Source organism: Amycolatopsis sp. YIM 10, assembly GCF_009429145.1.
Taxonomy (GTDB): Bacteria; Actinomycetota; Actinomycetes; order Mycobacteriales; family Pseudonocardiaceae; genus Amycolatopsis.
In genome coordinates, this window is sequence record NZ_CP045480.1 from 6,060,682 (window position 1) to 6,077,892 (window position 17,211).

15 protein-coding genes are annotated in these 17,211 nt (G+C 68.1%); 11 read left to right on the plus strand and 4 right to left on the minus strand.

Annotation, left to right across the window (positions count from 1 at the left end; genetic code table 11):
• Nucleotides 1-173: 173 nt before the first annotated feature.
• The 6 genes from YIM_RS28805 to YIM_RS28830 all read left to right on the plus strand — a co-directional run bounded on the left by YIM_RS28805 (nucleotide 174) and on the right by YIM_RS28830 (nucleotide 7,074).
• On the plus strand, nucleotides 174-2,327 hold the full coding sequence (locus YIM_RS28805; protein WP_153033312.1) for an MMPL family transporter: 2,154 nt from the start codon (nucleotides 174-176) through the stop codon (nucleotides 2,325-2,327).
• Between the two features lie 5 nt (nucleotides 2,328-2,332).
• On the plus strand, nucleotides 2,333-3,442 hold the full coding sequence (locus YIM_RS28810) for a sensor histidine kinase (RefSeq protein ID WP_153033313.1): 1,110 nt from the start codon (nucleotides 2,333-2,335) through the stop codon (nucleotides 3,440-3,442).
• On the plus strand, nucleotides 3,439-4,071 hold the full coding sequence (locus YIM_RS28815; RefSeq protein ID WP_153033314.1) for a response regulator transcription factor: 633 nt from the start codon (nucleotides 3,439-3,441) through the stop codon (nucleotides 4,069-4,071). Before YIM_RS28810 ends, YIM_RS28815 begins: the two co-directional genes overlap by 4 nt.
• Before the next feature lie 1,869 nt (nucleotides 4,072-5,940).
• Complete coding sequence (locus YIM_RS28820; RefSeq protein ID WP_153033315.1) at nucleotides 5,941-6,450, plus strand: hypothetical protein; 510 nt, start codon at nucleotides 5,941-5,943, stop codon at nucleotides 6,448-6,450.
• Nucleotides 6,451-6,711: 261 nt separating this feature from the next.
• Complete coding sequence (locus YIM_RS28825) at nucleotides 6,712-6,861, plus strand: hypothetical protein (RefSeq protein WP_153033316.1); 150 nt, start codon at nucleotides 6,712-6,714, stop codon at nucleotides 6,859-6,861.
• Nucleotides 6,862-6,900: 39 nt separating this feature from the next.
• Nucleotides 6,901-7,074 (plus strand): hypothetical protein, encoded by a 174-nt coding sequence (locus tag YIM_RS28830; protein WP_153033317.1) that lies wholly within the window; start codon nucleotides 6,901-6,903, stop codon nucleotides 7,072-7,074.
• Here the strand turns inward: YIM_RS28830 and YIM_RS28835 are convergent.
• A complete protein-coding gene (locus tag YIM_RS28835) occupies nucleotides 7,061-7,663 on the minus strand; it encodes a TetR/AcrR family transcriptional regulator (protein ID WP_153033318.1) in 603 nt (200 codons plus the stop codon). The genes YIM_RS28830 and YIM_RS28835 overlap by 14 nt on opposite strands.
• Nucleotides 7,664-7,753: 90 nt before the next feature.
• On the opposite strand from YIM_RS28835, the gene YIM_RS28840 reads away from it, so the two are divergent.
• The gene (locus YIM_RS28840; RefSeq protein ID WP_153033319.1) at nucleotides 7,754-8,776 is read left to right on the plus strand and encodes an NAD-dependent epimerase/dehydratase family protein; all 1,023 of its coding nucleotides are present in this window, start codon (nucleotides 7,754-7,756) and stop codon (nucleotides 8,774-8,776) included.
• Nucleotides 8,777-8,903: 127 nt separating this feature from the next.
• On the opposite strand, the gene YIM_RS28845 is transcribed toward YIM_RS28840, so the two are convergent.
• Together YIM_RS28845 and YIM_RS28850 are read right to left on the minus strand one after the other, a co-directional pair.
• Nucleotides 8,904-10,301: a pyridoxal-dependent decarboxylase gene (locus tag YIM_RS28845; protein ID WP_153033320.1), complete on the minus strand. Its 1,398-nt coding sequence runs from the start codon at nucleotides 10,299-10,301 to the stop codon at nucleotides 8,904-8,906.
• Nucleotides 10,302-10,304: 3 nt separating this feature from the next.
• Nucleotides 10,305-11,423, minus strand: coding sequence for a pyridoxal phosphate-dependent aminotransferase (locus tag YIM_RS28850; protein ID WP_194239781.1), 1,119 nt, complete (start codon nucleotides 11,421-11,423; stop codon nucleotides 10,305-10,307).
• Between the two features lie 79 nt (nucleotides 11,424-11,502).
• Here YIM_RS28850 and YIM_RS28855 point away from each other — a divergent pair, with 79 nt between their 5' ends.
• The 4 genes from YIM_RS28855 to YIM_RS28870 all read left to right on the plus strand — a co-directional run bounded on the left by YIM_RS28855 (nucleotide 11,503) and on the right by YIM_RS28870 (nucleotide 15,655).
• Nucleotides 11,503-12,912 carry a PLP-dependent aminotransferase family protein gene (locus tag YIM_RS28855; protein WP_228004074.1) on the plus strand — a complete coding sequence of 470 codons (1,410 nt, stop codon included), beginning with the start codon at nucleotides 11,503-11,505 and terminating at the stop codon, nucleotides 12,910-12,912.
• A 221-nt stretch (nucleotides 12,913-13,133) separates the two neighbouring features.
• On the plus strand, nucleotides 13,134-13,592 hold the full coding sequence (locus YIM_RS28860) for a MarR family winged helix-turn-helix transcriptional regulator (RefSeq protein ID WP_228004075.1): 459 nt from the start codon (nucleotides 13,134-13,136) through the stop codon (nucleotides 13,590-13,592).
• A 119-nt stretch (nucleotides 13,593-13,711) separates the two neighbouring features.
• Nucleotides 13,712-14,008 (plus strand): DUF1330 domain-containing protein, encoded by a 297-nt coding sequence (locus YIM_RS28865; RefSeq protein WP_153033322.1) that lies wholly within the window; start codon nucleotides 13,712-13,714, stop codon nucleotides 14,006-14,008.
• 372 nt (nucleotides 14,009-14,380) lie between these two features.
• Nucleotides 14,381-15,655 (plus strand): GAF domain-containing protein, encoded by a 1,275-nt coding sequence (locus tag YIM_RS28870; protein ID WP_153033323.1) that lies wholly within the window; start codon nucleotides 14,381-14,383, stop codon nucleotides 15,653-15,655.
• A gap of 563 nt (nucleotides 15,656-16,218) precedes the next feature.
• Here YIM_RS28870 and YIM_RS28875 read toward each other — a convergent pair.
• Entirely contained in the window at nucleotides 16,219-16,818 is a 600-nt protein-coding gene (locus tag YIM_RS28875) for a hypothetical protein (protein ID WP_153033324.1), read from the minus strand.
• Nucleotides 16,819-17,211: the final 393 nt, after the last annotated feature.

Below are 17,211 nucleotides of genomic sequence, written 5' to 3' on the forward strand. Positions count from 1 at the left end.
CGGTAACCGGAGGGGCCGTGCCGGCTGTCGGAGCACGACCGCATTCCCGTTCACATGTGTCGCCAAGCGGTCGTCTCCGGCAGGGGCTAAGCCGTTGTCCACCGGTCGGTGGACAACAGGTGTCGGTGGGTCAGCCGTGTCAGAAGGGGCGGGGTCGACGCGAGCCTAGGGGCATGAGAAACCTGTCTGTGCGCGTCGCTCGGTGGAGCGCCCATCATCCGTGGCGCGCGATCGGTGGCTGGCTCGTGTTTGTCGCGGTCTGCCTGGGTGTCGGGATCGGGGTGGGGAACAACGCCGCTGTCACGGCGGATTACCGCGTCGGCGAGGCGGGGCGGGCCGAGGCGATCGCCGCTGAGGGAGGAGTGCAGCGCCGGCCGGTGGAGCACGTGCTGATCACGGCCCGCGACTCCACCGAGTTGGATGCCAGCACGGTGCGAGCCGCGGCGGCCGACGTCGCCAGCCGGATGTCGGCGCTGCCCGTGGTCGGTTCTGTGGGTGAGCCTGTGTGGGCAGAGGACCGCAGGGCGGCGCGGGTCGATGTGACGTTGGAGGTCGAGGAGCGCCAGGCGTCACGAGTGGTCGATGACCTCCAGGCGCGGACCCAGGCGATTCAGGAGGCGCACCCTGAGGTGGTGGTGACGCAGACCGGTCGTGCGTCGATCACTCGGGCGGTGGAGAAGCAGCGCGGCGAGGACATCGCCAACGTCGAGCTGATCACGCTACCGATTACCCTGATTACGTTGCTGGTGGTGTTCTGGTCGCTGAGTCTGGCGCTGGTACCCGTGCTGCTGGCGCTGTCGTCCATCGCGGCCGCCATCGGGCTGTCGATGGTCGTCTCGCACGTCTTCCCCGACGCGGGCGTGGGAATGAACATCATCCTGCTGATCGGGATGGCAGTCGGCGTCGACTACACGCTTTTCTATCTCAAACGGGAACGCGAGGAGCGCGCTCGGAGTGGCGGAAGGCTATCGGCCGTCGCTCTGGTGGACCTAGCCGCGGCGACGTCCGGACGCGCGGTCGTGCTGTCCGGGCTCGCGGTGGCGGTCTCGACCGCCACCCTCTATCTCGTCGACGACGTCATCTTCTCCTCCATGGCCACCGGAGCCATCCTGGTCACGCTGGTCGCGGTGGCCAGTTCGATGACGATCCTGCCTGCGACACTGGCCAAGCTCGGCGCCATCGCCGAACGCCGGGCCGAGCGCCGTCACCGGCCGGTGCGGAGGCCGAAGGCCGGGCGGATCACCGCCGCGCTGACGCGTGTGATCGACCGGCGACCGGGTCGCACGCTGCTGCTCGCGGTCCTGCTGATGCTGGCGTTGGCCGCGCCGATGCTGGGCATGAGGCTCACCGACATGGGGCCGGAGACCCACCCGCGCGAACTGGTGGCCGTGCAGAACTACCACGGGTTGACCGGTGTGTATTCCGAGGTGAAGGCGATCCACCAGGTCGTTGTGCGCGGGTCTGGACCCGCGGTGACCGATGCTCTCGCCCAACTCCAGAACGTCGCGCTGCGCGACCCGGTCATCGGCGAACCGGCGACGGTGCGCGCCTCCGCCGACGGCCGCACCCACGTGCTGAACCTCGCTGTGCCGCACTTCGTCAGCGAGCAGGCCGCGCCGGACTCCCTACGGCGCTTGCGGGAGGAGTACGTCCCGGCCACGCTCGGGCAGGTGGCCGGCGTCGAGTACGCGGTCAGCGGTGACGTCGCCCGGTATGTCGACTACCCGCGCCACCAACAGCAGCGGCTGCCCTGGGTGCTCGGCGCCCTGCTGCTCGTGACGTTGCTGATCACCGCGGTGGCCTTCAGGTCGGTGGTGCTCGGACTGATCGGGGTCCTGCTCAACCTGCTCTCCGCGGCGGCGGCGATCGGCGTGCTGGTCTGGGTGTTCCAGGGGCAGTGGGCGGAAGGGCTGTTGGACTTCACCTCGACCGGCTCGATCGGCTCCCGGGTCCCGCTGTTCCTGTTCGTGATCCTGTTCGGCCTGTCGATGGACTACCAGTTCTTCCTCATCAGCCGAATCCGCGAGGCGGTGCTCAACGGCGTGCCCACCCGGCAGGCCGTCTTCGACGGCATGCGCCGGTCGGCGTCGGTGATCACCAGTGCGGCGCTCGTGATGGTCACCGTGTTCGCCGCGTTCGTCGGGATGCACCTGATCGAGATGAAACAGACCGGTTTCAGCCTCGCCGTGGCCGTGCTGCTGGACGCGTTCGTGGTCCGGACGCTGATCCTGCCCTCGCTGCTGATCCTGCTCGGCGACCGGGTGTGGTGGCCGGCGCGCGTGCGTCGTGGCGAACCGATCACGGCGCCGCTCGAGCCCGTACGCTGAGCGGCATGCGCGGCTGGTACGCCCTGGTCTGGGTGGTCTTCGGGCTGTGCCCGGGTCTGGTCGCCGTGTTCGGTGACACTGGTACGCAGCGGTACTGGTCCGTTGCGGTCCTCGGCGCGATGGGTGTCGCCTACGCACTTGTCACGCTGCTGCCCGATCACCGGGCGATCCGGCTGGCCTATCTCGTCCTGCTCGTCCTGGCACTGGGGGCGATGGCCTATCTGCCGGGCGGGGGTGCCGCGTTGTTCGTGCTGACCCTGCCGCAGTTCTGGCTCTTCGCCGGTGCGCCGTGGCCGGCGGGCTGCCTCAGCGGTGCCGCCGCCACGGCGGTGGTCATCGGCGCGGTGATACGGGAGGAGGGCGCGGTTTCGGGCAACGCCATGGTGGCCGTCAGCGCTTTCGCCATCTCCGTGCCGTTCGGACTGTGGTGGCTGCAGAACGAGCGGCGCACCCGCACACTCGGTGATGAGCTGGCACGGGCCCAGCAGGAACTCGCCGAAGCCCACCGGCGGGAGGGTGCCGTCCGAGAGCGCGACCGGCTCTCGCGGGAAATCCACGACACGCTGGCCCAGGGATTCGCCTCGATCATCGCACTGGCCGAGGCCGCGCGCGTCGCCCCGGACTCGGAGCAAAGCACGCGGCACCTGGCCTCGATCGAGACGACCGCGCGGGAGAACCTCACCGAGGCGCGGGTGCTCGTCGGCTCGGTGCCGGCGGCCGCCACCGGCTCGCTTCCCCAGTCCCTGCGGCACACGCTGGAGCGGTTCGCCGAGGACACCGGTGTCACGGTGCACGCCGACCTGGCCGAGGTCGACCCCGATCCGCACATCCGCGGCGCGTTGCTGCGTTGCGCGCAGGAGTCACTGGCCAACGTCCGCAAGCACGCCTCCGCCTCGACGGTCACAGTCGTGCTCACCCGGCGCCCGGACACGGTCGAACTGGAGGTCACCGACGACGGCCGTGGGTTCGTGGTGGCGGACGCGCGTGGCTTCGGCATCAACGGCATGCGGCAACGGCTCGCGGAAGTCGGCGGCGACCTCACCGTGACCAGCTCGATCGGCGACGGGACCAGGGTCCTGGCCGAGATTCCGATCCCGGAGGGCGAACATCGATGACCGTGCGTATCGTCGTCGCCGACGACCACCCCGCCATGCGAGCAGGCGTGGTCGCTCTGCTCGCCTCCGCGTCCGAACTCGAGATCGTCGGTGAGGCCGCCGATGGCCAGGAGGCGCTCGACCTCGTCGCGCGGCTGCGGCCCGACGTCGCGGTGCTCGACCTCCGCATGCCGGTACTGGACGGGGTCGCCCTCACCACCCGGATCGTGGCCGAACACCCCACCACCAGGGTCCTGATTCTCACCACCTACGACACCGACAGAGAAATCGAACGCGCGGTCGATGCCGGAGCACTCGGCTACCTGCTCAAGGACGCCGGCCGTGACCAGCTCACCAGCGCTGTACGCGCCGCCGCCCGTGGCGAGACCGTACTCGCACCCAGCGTCGCCGCCCGGCTGGTCGCCCGGATCCGCGCCCCAGCCCCGGTCACCCTCACACCTCGCGAGGTAGACGTCCTCCAAGCAGTCGCCGACGGTCTGTCCAATCCCGACATCGGCGCACGCCTGTTCATCACCGAAGCCACCGTGAAAACCCACCTACTGCGGATCTTCGCCAAACTCGACGTCAACGACCGCACCGCCGCTGTCGTCGCCGCTCTCCGACGAGACCTCTTACCCCGCGACCGATAACCCGTGTCCGTCACGGCGGCCGAGTTCTGCGGCAGGATTTCGCCTGAGCGGTCAACTACTGCGGAAGGAGGTGCCAGCAGAAGTGGTCAACTACTACGCAACCTCAGGAAGACGCCGCCACAGTGATCACTTCAAAGCGGAAAGGACAGACTATGTAAAGTCAGTGAGAACCTGCACAAACCCCCAGGTCGCGCCAGGAGCCAACGAAAGACCAACGAAAGACCAACGAAAACCTACACGACGATATTCGTGCGAACAGGGCTCCGCTACCGAGGAGTTCTCGCAGCGTGTCGGGGCCATCGACGTGGTCCGTCCGGGGTGAGGGTTGCGCCGCAACCGGTGGGCCGCAGTCGTTGAGAGCCACCGACCATGGCTGTGTACAACCACCGCAGGACGAGGTCGCAGATAACGGACCTCCGTCACCACGGACGTGTGACCGGCGGTCAGGGTCAGGTAATCCTCGCGGCGGATACGCGCGAGGGAGACAACTCGGCTCGAGTCACCCCGGCGTACCAGCACGACCTCGTCAACGGGATCGAGGACCGGGTACTCACACGGGATGGACGTGACGAGTTTCAACAGATCGTCGTGCACGTCACCGATTTCGCAACCGCACCACCATGTATCGGGTAACAAATGCGGCCTGACTGCCGCCCAATAGATCATGGAGAGCGTTCCGCACAACAGCTAGTCGCCACTCTCGATTCGCCAAGGCGCGCCGAGAACGGCCGCGACGAACAGCACGTGCAGCAGTAGGCACACCGCCACATCAAGTATGTGACCCAGTATGCGCAGTAGCAGCATTCAGCCCGCCGACTTCGATGTTCCAGAAACCACGAGCGCTTCATGGTCGACAGCGCCGCTACGCCACACGAGTATGGCCCGCACTCCCACTTGGAGACGCGTCGCTGCCGCGGCGTCGGGCGCCAGGCCGATGTGTGGTTGCCCTGCCGGGCATCGTCTGAGTCGCCGACCGGCGCCCATGTGGTAGCTCCTCAAGTGCCAGGGAAATCTGTTGTCGAACAAAGCCATGAACGCTCCGTTAACGGGAAATGTCAAGCCATCTCTGCATTGTTTCTCGAGTTGTACCTCCAAGTCGTTCCCGAACCGCCACCACGGGCGAGGGATTCGGCAGTGCCTGCGAGCGCCACACGGCACGCGCGCTAACCAACAGTTATGTCTCGTGTGGATAGTCGACGCGATCCAGCGTATTCAGCGGCGCGGATCGAGACAAAACTTGCACCAGGCTTGACATCCCACCGCACACGGAGCGTCCCTGGACGTGTAATGGCGCAGATAGCGCACCACTTCACCAAAGGGATGTGTCTCTTATGGACGGAACACGCGCAGCCGCATCCGGCTGTGCCGCGGTACTTCCCGCATTGCCGCAGGGCGAGGTGCACAGGCAGCTCAGAGACGACGGGCGATCACCGCCAGGTCCCGGCGCTCGTGGCCGGATCGCTGACGCGGGCTACAAGCGCACGACGACGTCGACGAGATCGACGTCGGGTGCACAGTTCAGCGGGCACGCACGGCGATGTGGTTGGGACACCGCAGGCGCAAGCAGGGTGACCGCAGCAGTGCCCTCGTCGCGTGGCATCTTGCGGTCACCGACCGTCTTGCCGCCACCAGCCTCAATACCGTGCCCTGATGTGGTGTCGGAGAGCGGTTGCGTGCGCGGTTCCCCTGGCTCTCCTGACGGCCTGTGGCGGCGAACCGGGATACGCTGACGTCACCGAAGCCTTGTCGTCCTACGATGCCTACCACACCATCGAATCGAGCGGCGGCTAGACATCCAATCCTGTCGGCGGTGTCGAGGACGCCTGCTGCCAGTCCCTCGCAGAAGCCCGGAGTTCCTTAGAGGTGCACATGCGATTGTTGCTGGCGATGCTCCTCATCGCGGTGTCCATGACGCTGGTACCGCTCGGTGCCGTATTCGTGCTGGTCGGCTCTGCCGAGCAGCACCACCTCGACAACGCTTACGTGGTCGGGTTCGTGCCGGGTGCCGACTGCGACGGCGACCACGAGCTGTACCTCCGCATCGAGGACGGCGAGCTGGTGGACTGCGTGCCCGCCGGGATGTTCGCCTCTGGCCGGATAAACCTGCCTGGCTTCACCGATACCCAGGAAGACCAGGTGGACGATCTGGTCGAAGCACTCGGCGAGGACGGGTTGTCGACCACCGACCAGCGCGAGATCCAACACCTCGTGGACCAGTTCGCGGCGACGGTGCCGCGAGAGGCAAGGCCGTACCACGACGAGGCGGTCTCGGGCAGCGACCGCACCCGGTTGGGCATCGGCATGATCGTCACTGGCGTCGTCGGCGTTGCCGGCTTTTTCTGGCTGGTGAAGCGCCGGCGTGCGACCACATCACGTTGACCGCTACGGGCGAACGACGCGGGGATCGCTCCGGATCGCCGTTCTTCGCTCCCTTGAGGAATGGAGCGAGATTCGCCAGGCCCCGGATCATGGTGAGCCGCCTTCTCGGGGACCTGACCAGCCCGGCGATCTCGACCGCACGACGGCGGTTGTCCGGCCGCCCCTGGCTGCCTGCCGCAAGGTCGCGAGTACTGCCGTAAGGGTGCTGGTCCTCCCGAGACCGACATTCGAGGGTTCTGGCCACCGCCGGAACTTTCCCACATGAGGCATTACTCAGCCGGGCTGGCCGCCGGGCTCCGGCTGATGCTGTCGTCCGCGGTGGTCCGGCGGCGGTTCGGCCCGTCGTCGACTTTCAACGCCTTTCTCGACGACACCCGTGCGCAACGCTCGATCAGAGAGCGGTCCGGCTGAAGCAGCGGTCGAGTATGGCGCGGTCGCCGTCGATCGAGGATGCCGACAGCATCGCCGACCGAGTCGCTTCGTCCGGGAAAACTCGATGACCGCGTCGATGGTGTCGAATTCAATCTGCTCCTGCACGGGGTCGAAATCACCGAAAGCGGGAAGCCGCTCTCGGCAAAGATCGAACCGCTGATGCCGAACCTCAACAAGCTCAAGCAACGGTGAGACCCGCGACCAGCGCGGCCATCTGGTGGGCGAGTCCTGCCGGATCGTCGGTGCGGTGATCCAGCTGGCCGTCCAGCCACAGGGACGCGTAGCCGTGGACGGCGCTCCACAGGGTGATGGCCAGTACGTTCTGGTCGATGGCACGCGCCGCGTCCGCGGCCACGCATTCGCCAACGGTGTCCGCCAGCACGGCGAACGCCACCTCGCCTGCCGCCGATCCGCTCTCGCTCTTATGTGACTGCGACTGCTTCAGCTCCGGGCGGAACATCAGGCGGAAGTACGCCGGGTTGGCCTGCGCGAACTCGACGTACGCGTTGAGGATCGCCTCGAGCCCATCGGTCGGTGCGGCCGCGGCGGCTCGCGCCGCGGTGAGGGTCTCGGCCAGGAGGCGGAAGCCCTCGTCCGACAGGGCGATCAGCAGGGCCGCGCGATCCGGGAAGTGGTGGTACGGCGCACCAGGGCTGACCCCGGCCGCACGCGCCACCCGCCGCAGGCTCACCGCCCCGATGCCGTCCTTCTCGATCAGCTCCAAGGTCGCCGTCAGCAGTGTCTCCCGAAGCGCGCCGTGGTGGTAGTTGGTCCTGGTCACGCCGCCAGCGTAGGCGATGCCTTGCGGTTACCCCCAACCCTGATATATACAGTGCTTAGATAATCTGAACAGCGTATAGATTGGGTGGTCATGACTGGACAGGTAGTGGTGACGGGTGCGTCCGGGTTCATCGCCGGGCACGTGATCGCGGAGCTGCGGTCGCATGGGTACCGGGTGCGGGGAACCGCGCGGCGACCGGTCGACGGGCTGGACGACGTGGTGAGAGCGGACCTGTCTCGCGACGACGGGTGGGCGGCCGCGGTCGAGGGCTGCGACTATGTCCTACACGTGGCGTCCCCGTTCCCGAGCGAGACGCCGAAGTCCGAAGACGAGCTGATCCGGCCCGCCGTCGACGGAACGCTGCGGGTGCTGCGCGCCGCGGCGGACGCGAAGGTGAAGCGGGTCGTGCTGACCTCATCGATCGCGGCCGTGAGCAGCGGGCACCGCGAAGAAACCGTGCGCACCGAGGCGGACTGGTCCATTGTGGACCGCAGCCCGATCTATGCGAAGAGCAAGACGCTGGCGGAGAGAGCGGCGTGGGACTTCGCGCGAGAGTCCGGTATGGACTTGGTCGTGGTCAATCCCGGCATGGTCCTCGGCCCGCTGCGCAGCCCGACGGCCGGGACGTCCGTGCAGGTCGTGCGGCGGCTGCTGGCCCGGGACGTGCCGGCATCGCCGAAGATGGGATTCGCGCTGGCCGACGTGCGGGACGTCGCGACCGCGCACCGGCTGGCACTCGAGACGCCGTCCGCCGCCGGGAACCGGTACATCCTCGCGGGCGAACACCTGTGGATGACGGACATCGCCGCCGTGCTGGCCGGGGAGTTCAACTCGCTCGGCTACCGCGTGCCGACCGGTTCGATGCCGACGTGGCTGCTGCGCCTGATGGCCCGATTCGACTCGTCGATACGACCGGCGCTCGATTTCGTGGACCGGCGTGAACTGGTGAGCGCGGACAAGGCTCACCGCGAGCTCGGGTGGACGATGCGCCCGATACGCGACACCATCCTGGATACCGCCCACAGCCTCATCAAGCTGGGCCTGGCGCCGAACCCGTCGAAGAAGAAGGTGGTGAACCGCGGGACGGAACTTCGTCCAGAGTGGACAGATTGAGCCCGTGGTTCTCATGCGCGTGACACCGACGCCGTCAACCCCGCCGCGTTGCTGCACCACTGCGACCGCCTGCTCGCCAGGGAACTGCTCGACTCCGTCCGCTGAGAGGGTGTGCGCGGCGAATTCCCTAGTTGGCGACGTGCTCCGCCGCACCGGCCAGCGCCGCGGCGAGTCTGTCTACATCGGACTCGGTGGTGCGCCAGTTGCTGAACGCCACCCGGAAGCCGGGTGCGCCCTGGTACGCGGTCGGCGTGACCACGGCTTCGCCGCTGTCGGCGACCGCCCGGACCAGTGCGTCGACCCGGTCCCGCGTCGGGTCGGCGGCGAGGGTGCAGCAGACGACGTTGAGGCGGACCGGCGCCAGCAGCCGCAACCGCGGCTCACCGGCCAGCCACCTGCCCAGCCGGGCGGCCAGTGCGGTGGTGCGCTCGACGATCTCCTGATGCCCCTCGCGGCCGTAGGCGGTCAGTGAGAACCAGCTGGGCAGCGCGCGCAGTCGCCGGGAGTTCTCGGGGGTCAGGTGGGCGTAATCGGGCTCGCCCGCCGGTGGCGGCAGGTAGGCGGCGACGTTCTTGAACACCGCGACCTGGAGATCGCGGCGCCGGGTGAACTGCACGGCGGCGTCGTACGGGACGTTCAGCCACTTGTGCAGGTCGACGCAGACCGAGTCGGCTTCCGCGAGGCCGTCGACCAGCGCGCGGTGCCGGGGTGACAACGCCGCGAAAGCACCGAAAGCGCCGTCCACGTGCAGCCACAAGGGAAATCGCTCCTTCAGCGCCACGATCGCCCGCAGGTTGTCGAAGTCCACCGTGTTCACCGTGCCGGCGTTGGCGACCACGATGGCGGGCCGGCCGTCCAGCGCCTCGAGGGCTTCGGCCAGCCGGCCGGTATCCACCGCCTCCCGGCCGGGCAGCGTGGGCACCAGGATCAGCTGCTCCCGTCCGATGCCCAACATGGACAGTGCTTTGTAGACACTCGAGTGCGGGGTGGCGGAGAGCACCGGGATCCGGCCGAGCGCACCGACCCCGGCATCGGTCACCGAGATGCCGGCTTGTTCGCCGAGCCATTCCCTGGCCACCGCGAGGCCGGTGAAGTTCGACATCGTCGCACCGGTGACGAACGCGCCGTGGTGTTCGGCGCCAAGGCCGAACAGCTCCGCGAGCCAGCCGACCGTCTCGCGTTCCAGGCCGACCGCGGCCGAGTCCCCTCCGGCGGCCGCGTTCTGGTCGTACGCGCTGGTCAGCCAGTCCCCCGCCACCGAGGCAGGGGTGGCGCCGCCGGTGACGAACCCGAAGTACCTCGGGCCCGCGCTGCCGGAGAACCACGGTGCCCAGCGTTGCTCGAACCGTGCCAGCGCGCCGGCCGTGCCGATCCCGGCCACGGGCATCGGCGCGGCGCCGGCCTCGGTGGCTCGCGCGGCGACCGGCCGCGTGTCCAGGCTCGTGAGCGCACGTTCGGCCGCGTCCCGGGTGGCGGCCAGCAGTTCGGACAGGCCGGTCAGGTCATCGGTGAGCTTGGGGTGCATCGGTCATCTCCGGTTCACGGGGGTGAGGGCGTCGGCGAGGCGGTCGAGCGCGGTGCTGAAGTCGTCGGCCGGAAGGTGGCCGAAGCCGAGCCGGAACACCCGGTCGTGCTCACCGAACCACGAGCCGGGCGCGACGCGGGTGTCGCTCTTGGCGAGCCGGGTGTAGAAGGCGGCGACCGCGGCGTCGTCCGGGAACCGGCCGGCGGGCAGGCGCAGGCAGCACAGGGCACCTCCGTCCGGGCGGACGATCTCCACGGGCTGGTCCTGTGCCCAGTTCACCAGCTCGGCGAGCGCCCGGCCAAGCCTCTTGGCGCGCATGGCGAGGATTTCGGGTTCCCGGCGGAGTACTTGTGCGGCCAGGAACTCGTCGACGGTGGAGCAGGCGATCGTGGTGTGGAACTTGGCTTGGCGGAGCCGTTCGTACAGTCCCGGGTCGGTGGTGGTCAGCCAGCCGATGCGCAGGCCGGGCGCGCCGTGTGCCTTGGACAGCGAGGAGCAGGTGACGATCCGCGGTGACATCGCCGCCGCCGAACGAGGTGCCCGGTCGTCATCGTAGGTGGACGCGTGGTAGGTCTCGTCGACCAGCACGACCGCCTCCGGTGCGCGATCCCGCACGACGTCGAGTAGCCCGCGCAGCTCGTCGCCGGTGAACCGGACACCGGAAGGATTCTGCGGTGAGGCCAGCGACACCAGACGGGTGCGCGGTGTGAGCGCGCCGGCGACCGCGTCCAGTGCCAGCCGGTAGCCGTCGTCGAACGACAACGGCACCGCGTCCACCCGGGCACCGAGTCCTTCCGGGACGGTTCGCGCGGGCGGAAAGCACGGCGTGACAAGCAGAACCCGGTCGCCGGGGCCGCAGGTGGCCTGGGCGAGCAGGAACATCGCCTCGATCGCGCCGACCGTCACCAGCACCTGCCCGGCGTCCACCCCGGCAGCCGCGGCGATCAGCTCGCGCAGCTCGGCGTCACCGCGTGAGGTGCCGTAGTCGAGCGCCAGGTCCGCAAGCTCGCCCACGTCGGCCAGGTCAGCGACCTCCAGCGGCGGGCAGGTGCTCTCGGCGAGGTCGTAGTGCACCGGGCTGTCGATCAACGCGGTCATGGCACTGGGCGTGAAGGCGGTCATGGCAACCATCATCGAAGCGGGTGGCCTGTCGCGGCAGAGCCAATGCGGCTAAATTGGTTTGCCGATGGAGCCAATCGGGTTGATCGAGCGTCTCGGCCGCTGGTCGTCGGGCCGGGGGCCGCTGTATGTCCTGCTCGCGGCGCGGCTGCGCACGCTGATCGAGGACGGGGAGCTGCCGCCGGGCTCACGGCTGCCACCCGACCGTGCGCTGGCCTCGGCACTGGCGGTCGGCCGCAGCACGGTCGTCGCGGCGTACGACGAGCTGGCCGTGGAGGGCCGCATCGTGCGCCGTCAGGGCAGTGGCACCAGGGTCGCCGGAGCCGCCCCGGCACCACCGCGGGCCGCCACGGACGCGCCGGCCTTCCTGCACCTGCTCGAACCGAAGGACGGGGTGATCATGCTGGCGTGCGCCGCCCCGGACGCCCCGCCGGTGGAGCTGGTCGAGGCGTACACCCGGACCCTGCCGCGGCTGGCGGGCACCACCGGTGACATCGGCTACCACCCGATGGGGCATCCCACGCTGCGCCACGCGATCGCCGAGCGTTACCGGCACCGCGGGGTGCCCACGACGCCGGATCAGGTGCTGGTCACCACCGGCGGGCAGCAGGCGCTGTCCCTGCTGGCACGCGCGCTGCTCCGGCCCGGCGACCGGGTGCTGGTGGAGACCCCGACCTATCCCGGTGCGCTGGAAGCGTTCCGGGAAGAGGGCGCCGTGCCGCGCGGGCTGCCCGTCGGGCTCACCGGATTCGCGGCCGCCGCGGCCGAACAACGTCCCGTGCTCGCCTACACGACCGCCACCTACCACAATCCCACCGGTGCGGTGATCCCCGCGCTGCACCGGCGGCGGCTGGCCGAGACCGCGGCCGCCACCGGTGTCGTGCTGGTCGACGACGAGGTACTCGCCGATCTCGGTTTCCCGCGCGAATCGGCACCACCGCCGCTGGCCGCCTACCACGACCAGGTGATCACGATCGGGTCGCTCAGCAAGGTCGCCTGGGGCGGCCTGCGGATCGGGTGGGTACGCGCGCCGGCGCGAGTCACCGCCCGGCTCGCGCGGCTGCGGGCCGTGCACGACCTCGGCGGCAACGTCCCCGCGCAACTGGCCGCCGCCGACCTGCTGGCCCACCTCGGCACGCTCCAGCGCCGGGGCGCCGCCCAGCGACAGGCTCGCCACGATCACCTCCGCGCCGAACTCGCCCGGCACCTGCCGGACTGGCACGTGCCCGCCGTGCCCGGCGGCCAGACCCTGTGGGTCCGGCTGCCGCACGGCGACGGCACGTCATTCACCCAGACCGCTCTGCGCCACGGCGTCGCGGTGCTTCCGGGCACCGGGCTCGACGCCGGCGGGGGCAGCACGGAGTATCTGCGGCTCCACTTCATCGCCACGCCGGACGACCTCACCGAAGCCGTCCGGCGCCTGACCGCCGCCTGGCGGGGCTACCACCCACAGCCCGGCCGGATCCCGTCGATGCCGACCATGGCGATCTGAACCAGCTCACCACCCGGGCTTGCTCAGTTGTGATCGGGCATCACCACACCGCGGCCAGCCCGCACGACCTCCCGCGAGCGGCGACGGACGCTGCCGGTCGCAGGTCCAGGTGATCGAGGAGCCGTACCTGCGCCGCCTCCACGGCACGGCCTTCGCCGACTGCACCGGTGGGCACGACGGAGATACATAAAGGATTCATATAAATCGGCTATGCTTCAGGCGTGAGTCGACGAGACGCCGCGCACAGCACTTCCGATGCCGTCGGGGCAGCCCTCTACGGTCTGGCCACCAGGGCCGCGAGACGGCTTCCCCGCGACATGAGCCTGACGTCCGCCGCTACCTTGGCCACTCTGGACAGGAGCGGCCCGCGACGGATCACCGATCTGGCGGTGGCCGAAGGCGTCACCCAGCCCGCGATGACCGTCCTGGTCCGGGTGATGGAGGAATCCGGACTGGTCGAGCGGAAGGGCGATCCGTCCGACAAGCGGGTCACGCTGGTGTGCCTGACCGAGGCCGGCGCGTCGTACGTCCGGACGCGGCGCCAGGCGGGCGTCGACGCGTACGCGCGGTTGATCGACGAACTCACCGGTGACGAGGTCGAGGCTTTGGCAGCAGCCCTTCCGGCGCTGCTGCATCTGGCGGAGCTCGAAAGCCACGTCCGCCAGGAGTCGGACCGGTGACCGCGACCCACCCGCTACGTGCAGACGCCGCACAGCGCCGGCTTCGGCTTCGGCTTCGGCAGCTTCTCGGCGAGACCAACCCGTAAGTCGGATGCACTCATTCCAACACTGGAGGTTCCATGCCCAAGGGCTACTGGGTCAGCGTCTACCCCACCATCGAGGACCCCGAGAGGCTTGATGTCTACAACGAATTGGCCGGTGTGGCCGTCAAGGCCGCGGGCGGGCGGGTGCTCGCAGGCATCGGCAGCCGGCTCGTCGCACACGAAGCCGGAATCGCCGAGCGCGTTGTCCTGATCGAGTTCGACAGCTTCGAACAAGCCGTCGCCGCATACGAGAGTGCGGCCTATCAGAAGGCGCTGGCCGAACTCCCCGACGGCTTCGAGCGCGACTTCCGCATCATCGAAGGCCTCGGCTGACGATCGAGGCCACGTCGGCGACGAACACGAAGCCGACTGCGGGATCACCTGCGTGTCGTGGCCGATGCGGCGCGCTGTCGACGAGCGGGCATTTCCATCGGGTTGTCGCAGCCGAGCTAGAGTGGTAGCCACCTGCCGAGCAGACGTACCTCGTAGTGCCGCACCGACGGTAGCGGCCAATGCACGCCCAGGACACCGAATCCGTTCGATACTAACCAACATAGGTCACCGACGTCAGATAGGCCGATAACTTGACATTTTCGGTCCAACGGCACTCGACCAGGCGCGCAACGCGCGTTTACCCGGGGCCCAAGGCCCACGAGTGGGGCACCCCCTCCTTGCGGCGACTACCTCACCTGAGATGGTGACCACATGCCGCCATGGGTATGGGTCAGTGCGGCGGTTGCCGCCGCGACCGCTGCTGTGAGTGTGATGTGGTGGGCTGTTAGCCGGGTTACTGAGGCAAAGATCGCCAGGGTCGAGGCAGAGGCCGCGAAAGCTGTGGCCGAGGCCGAGACGAGCGCCGCGAAAGCCGAGGCGATCGCTGAACGCCATATGCTCGCCGAACTGCGTGATCGGCTTCCTGCGAGCTCAGGCTTCCTATCCAAAGGGCAGGCTCTTCAGCAGGAGATCGAGTCCAGTCTGGGTCAGCTTATGCGTCAGGTAGGGGCGACTGAGAGTTCAGTGCTCGTCCGTGACCCAGACCCATCTTCGGAATACCTCTTCTTCCTGGCGTTGAATGGCCAGTCTGCCAAGCAATTGCGCAAAGTCTTGGTAGGTAAGGATTCCATTGCGGGCAAGGTGCTCCGCAGCGGTGAGCCGATGCGTGTCGCGAACCCATACGAGAACCCGGACTTTTCGACACGCGTGGATCAGCGGGCGGGCCACGTCACCCGGCAGATGCTCACGATCCCGCTGATCGTGGATCAAGTTGCGGTTGGAGTGGCGCAGTTCCTCAACAGGCTCGACGAGGGCAGTTTCAGCGACCAAGATGAGTCCTTGGCGGTAGCCGAGAGCGGACGTATCGCGCTCAAGGTCGCGGAGTTTGTTCGCGATACGGACAACTACGTGCAACTCGGGCTCTATTCACCACCCGGCCCATCCGATGCCGTGATCATGTTCTGCGACTTGAGCTCATCATCGTCACTATTCGAGGTTCTGCACGAATCCGGAGCTATTAGCTGTCTCAACGACTACCTGAGCCAGATGGCCGATATGGTACTCACCGCAGGCGGTTCCGTCGACCAGTACCTGGGCGACGGGGCAATGTTCAGGTTCATTGAAGATTCGGGAAAAGATCCAGCGGCGAACGCCCGACGAGCTGCTGGGGTTGCCATGGATTCCATCGCGGCGTTCCAAGCCATCAAACGGTCCTGGCTCGCTTCTCGCTGGGAAGTAGGCGCAGTGTTCAGTCGGGTGGGCCTCGCATATGGTGACTACCGCGAGACCCTGATCGGTCCTACCCGCCACCGTGAGCGAGTCATCCTCGGGTCGGGTGTCCATCGGGCAGCAGAATTGTGTGAGGCGTCTTCTCGACGGAAGGATGTCATCGTCGTCGACAAGCGAATGGCCGAATTGCTCGCCGGCAGCTGGAATCTTGCACCTGGGCCCACGAATGGTGGTTTTGAACTGCTCGGGAAGCGGTGAAGCGAGACAGCCTGGACGCGGGAGTACCCTGCAAGAACGCCCGGAGAGGTGTTCATCATCCCGGGAATCGACACGCCAGCCCCCGACCGGAGCGACACGGCCAGTGGCCGCGGGGCGCCGCCGAACCGCCGTCCCGTGACGGCTTCCAGGTCGCCCACCGCGGCCGCGAGTTTCGACATCGAACCCGTCGGGGAGGCGACCTTCCCGCAGAAAAGCTCGGCACGCCTCGGTGGTGATGGCAATCCCAGCGTGACAAGCAGATCTTCGTGCAGCTCGGCCCACACGGTGTGGTACGACGCGATGTTGTCGGCGACGTCGGATTCCGCCGCGGACTCGTCCAGGGCGGTGGCGGCCGCGACGCGCTCGATGCCGGAGTAGCCGCCGCAGCGCAGGGCGTGGAGCAAAGTCGTGTGGGCCGAGTTGGCGCTGGACCGCGTGAGCAGAGTTCACCTGGGGACCGGACCGGTCGATGGCTTCCCGGCTGGGCCGACAAGCCGACGGGATTCCGTGGTGGCGTGGTGTCCAGGTCACAGCTATCGGTGGACCGCTCCGGCAGGCAGCGCTCAGCTGAGTGAAGCCTGGGCCTGCCGGGTGATCTGTTTTGTGCCGTCGAGCAGGGCGGCGGTGATCATGCCCCACATCACCGTGGCGGCGCCGAAGCCGGTCACCGCGGCCCATGCCCACGCGAGACCGGCGAGCCCGAGAACAGCGGCCAGGACCGCGATGCCGCAGAGCAGCCACACCATCACCAGGAACCTGGTGGACCCGAAAAGCTTGGCGAACGGGACAAAGTGGGCGCCGACGCAGAACAGCACCCACGTGCCACCGGCCTGGGGCAGGTCGAGCACGGCGGTGAGCACCCGCGTCCCGGCGAAGATGGCGACCACCATGACCACGACCGCGATCCAGTAAGTCCTGCCGAACGGCGATGATCCGCGGCCTTCACCGGCGGGAAGCTCGCGGCCGCGCCGCCCGAGCGAGAACGTCCACGCCAGCAACGCGACACACAACACCACACCGGCGATCCGCAGGGGCGTCGCGGCATCCGGTGCCGAGGTGACCCCGTAGAACCACCAGCCCATGCCGAACCCGATGCTGATCAATGCGGTGGTCATCAAGGTCGCCATGTGGCCCTTGGTGAACGTCTCGGTTGTCTCTGCCATCGCCCCAGCCCCAGTAGTTCGATCAGTGCCGAGATTAGTGCGTGGCCCGGTTCGGCGCGATGTCGACCGGCGCTTTGCCTCGAGATCGCCCGTCTCCGCCGAGACAGGCCGCCGACAACGACGCTTCTGGCACGTCACTCAGGGCGCGAAGCAAAGCCAGGCCCTGCCTCGGCCCACCCGAGCAGCAGGAGCGGGCCAACCGCGTCGAAATGCTGCATCCGGCGCCGTTGACGTCCCAAGTACAGCAAGTGGTTGAACAACTCACCACGGCGACTCCGTCGAAAGCCGAGCAAACTCCCACTGGACGGGCACGCGCCTGCCGTGCCACGCTGAGCGCCGAACAAAGAGGTTCAACAACTTGGCGAAGGAGTGTCCATGTCGACGGAGACCGCT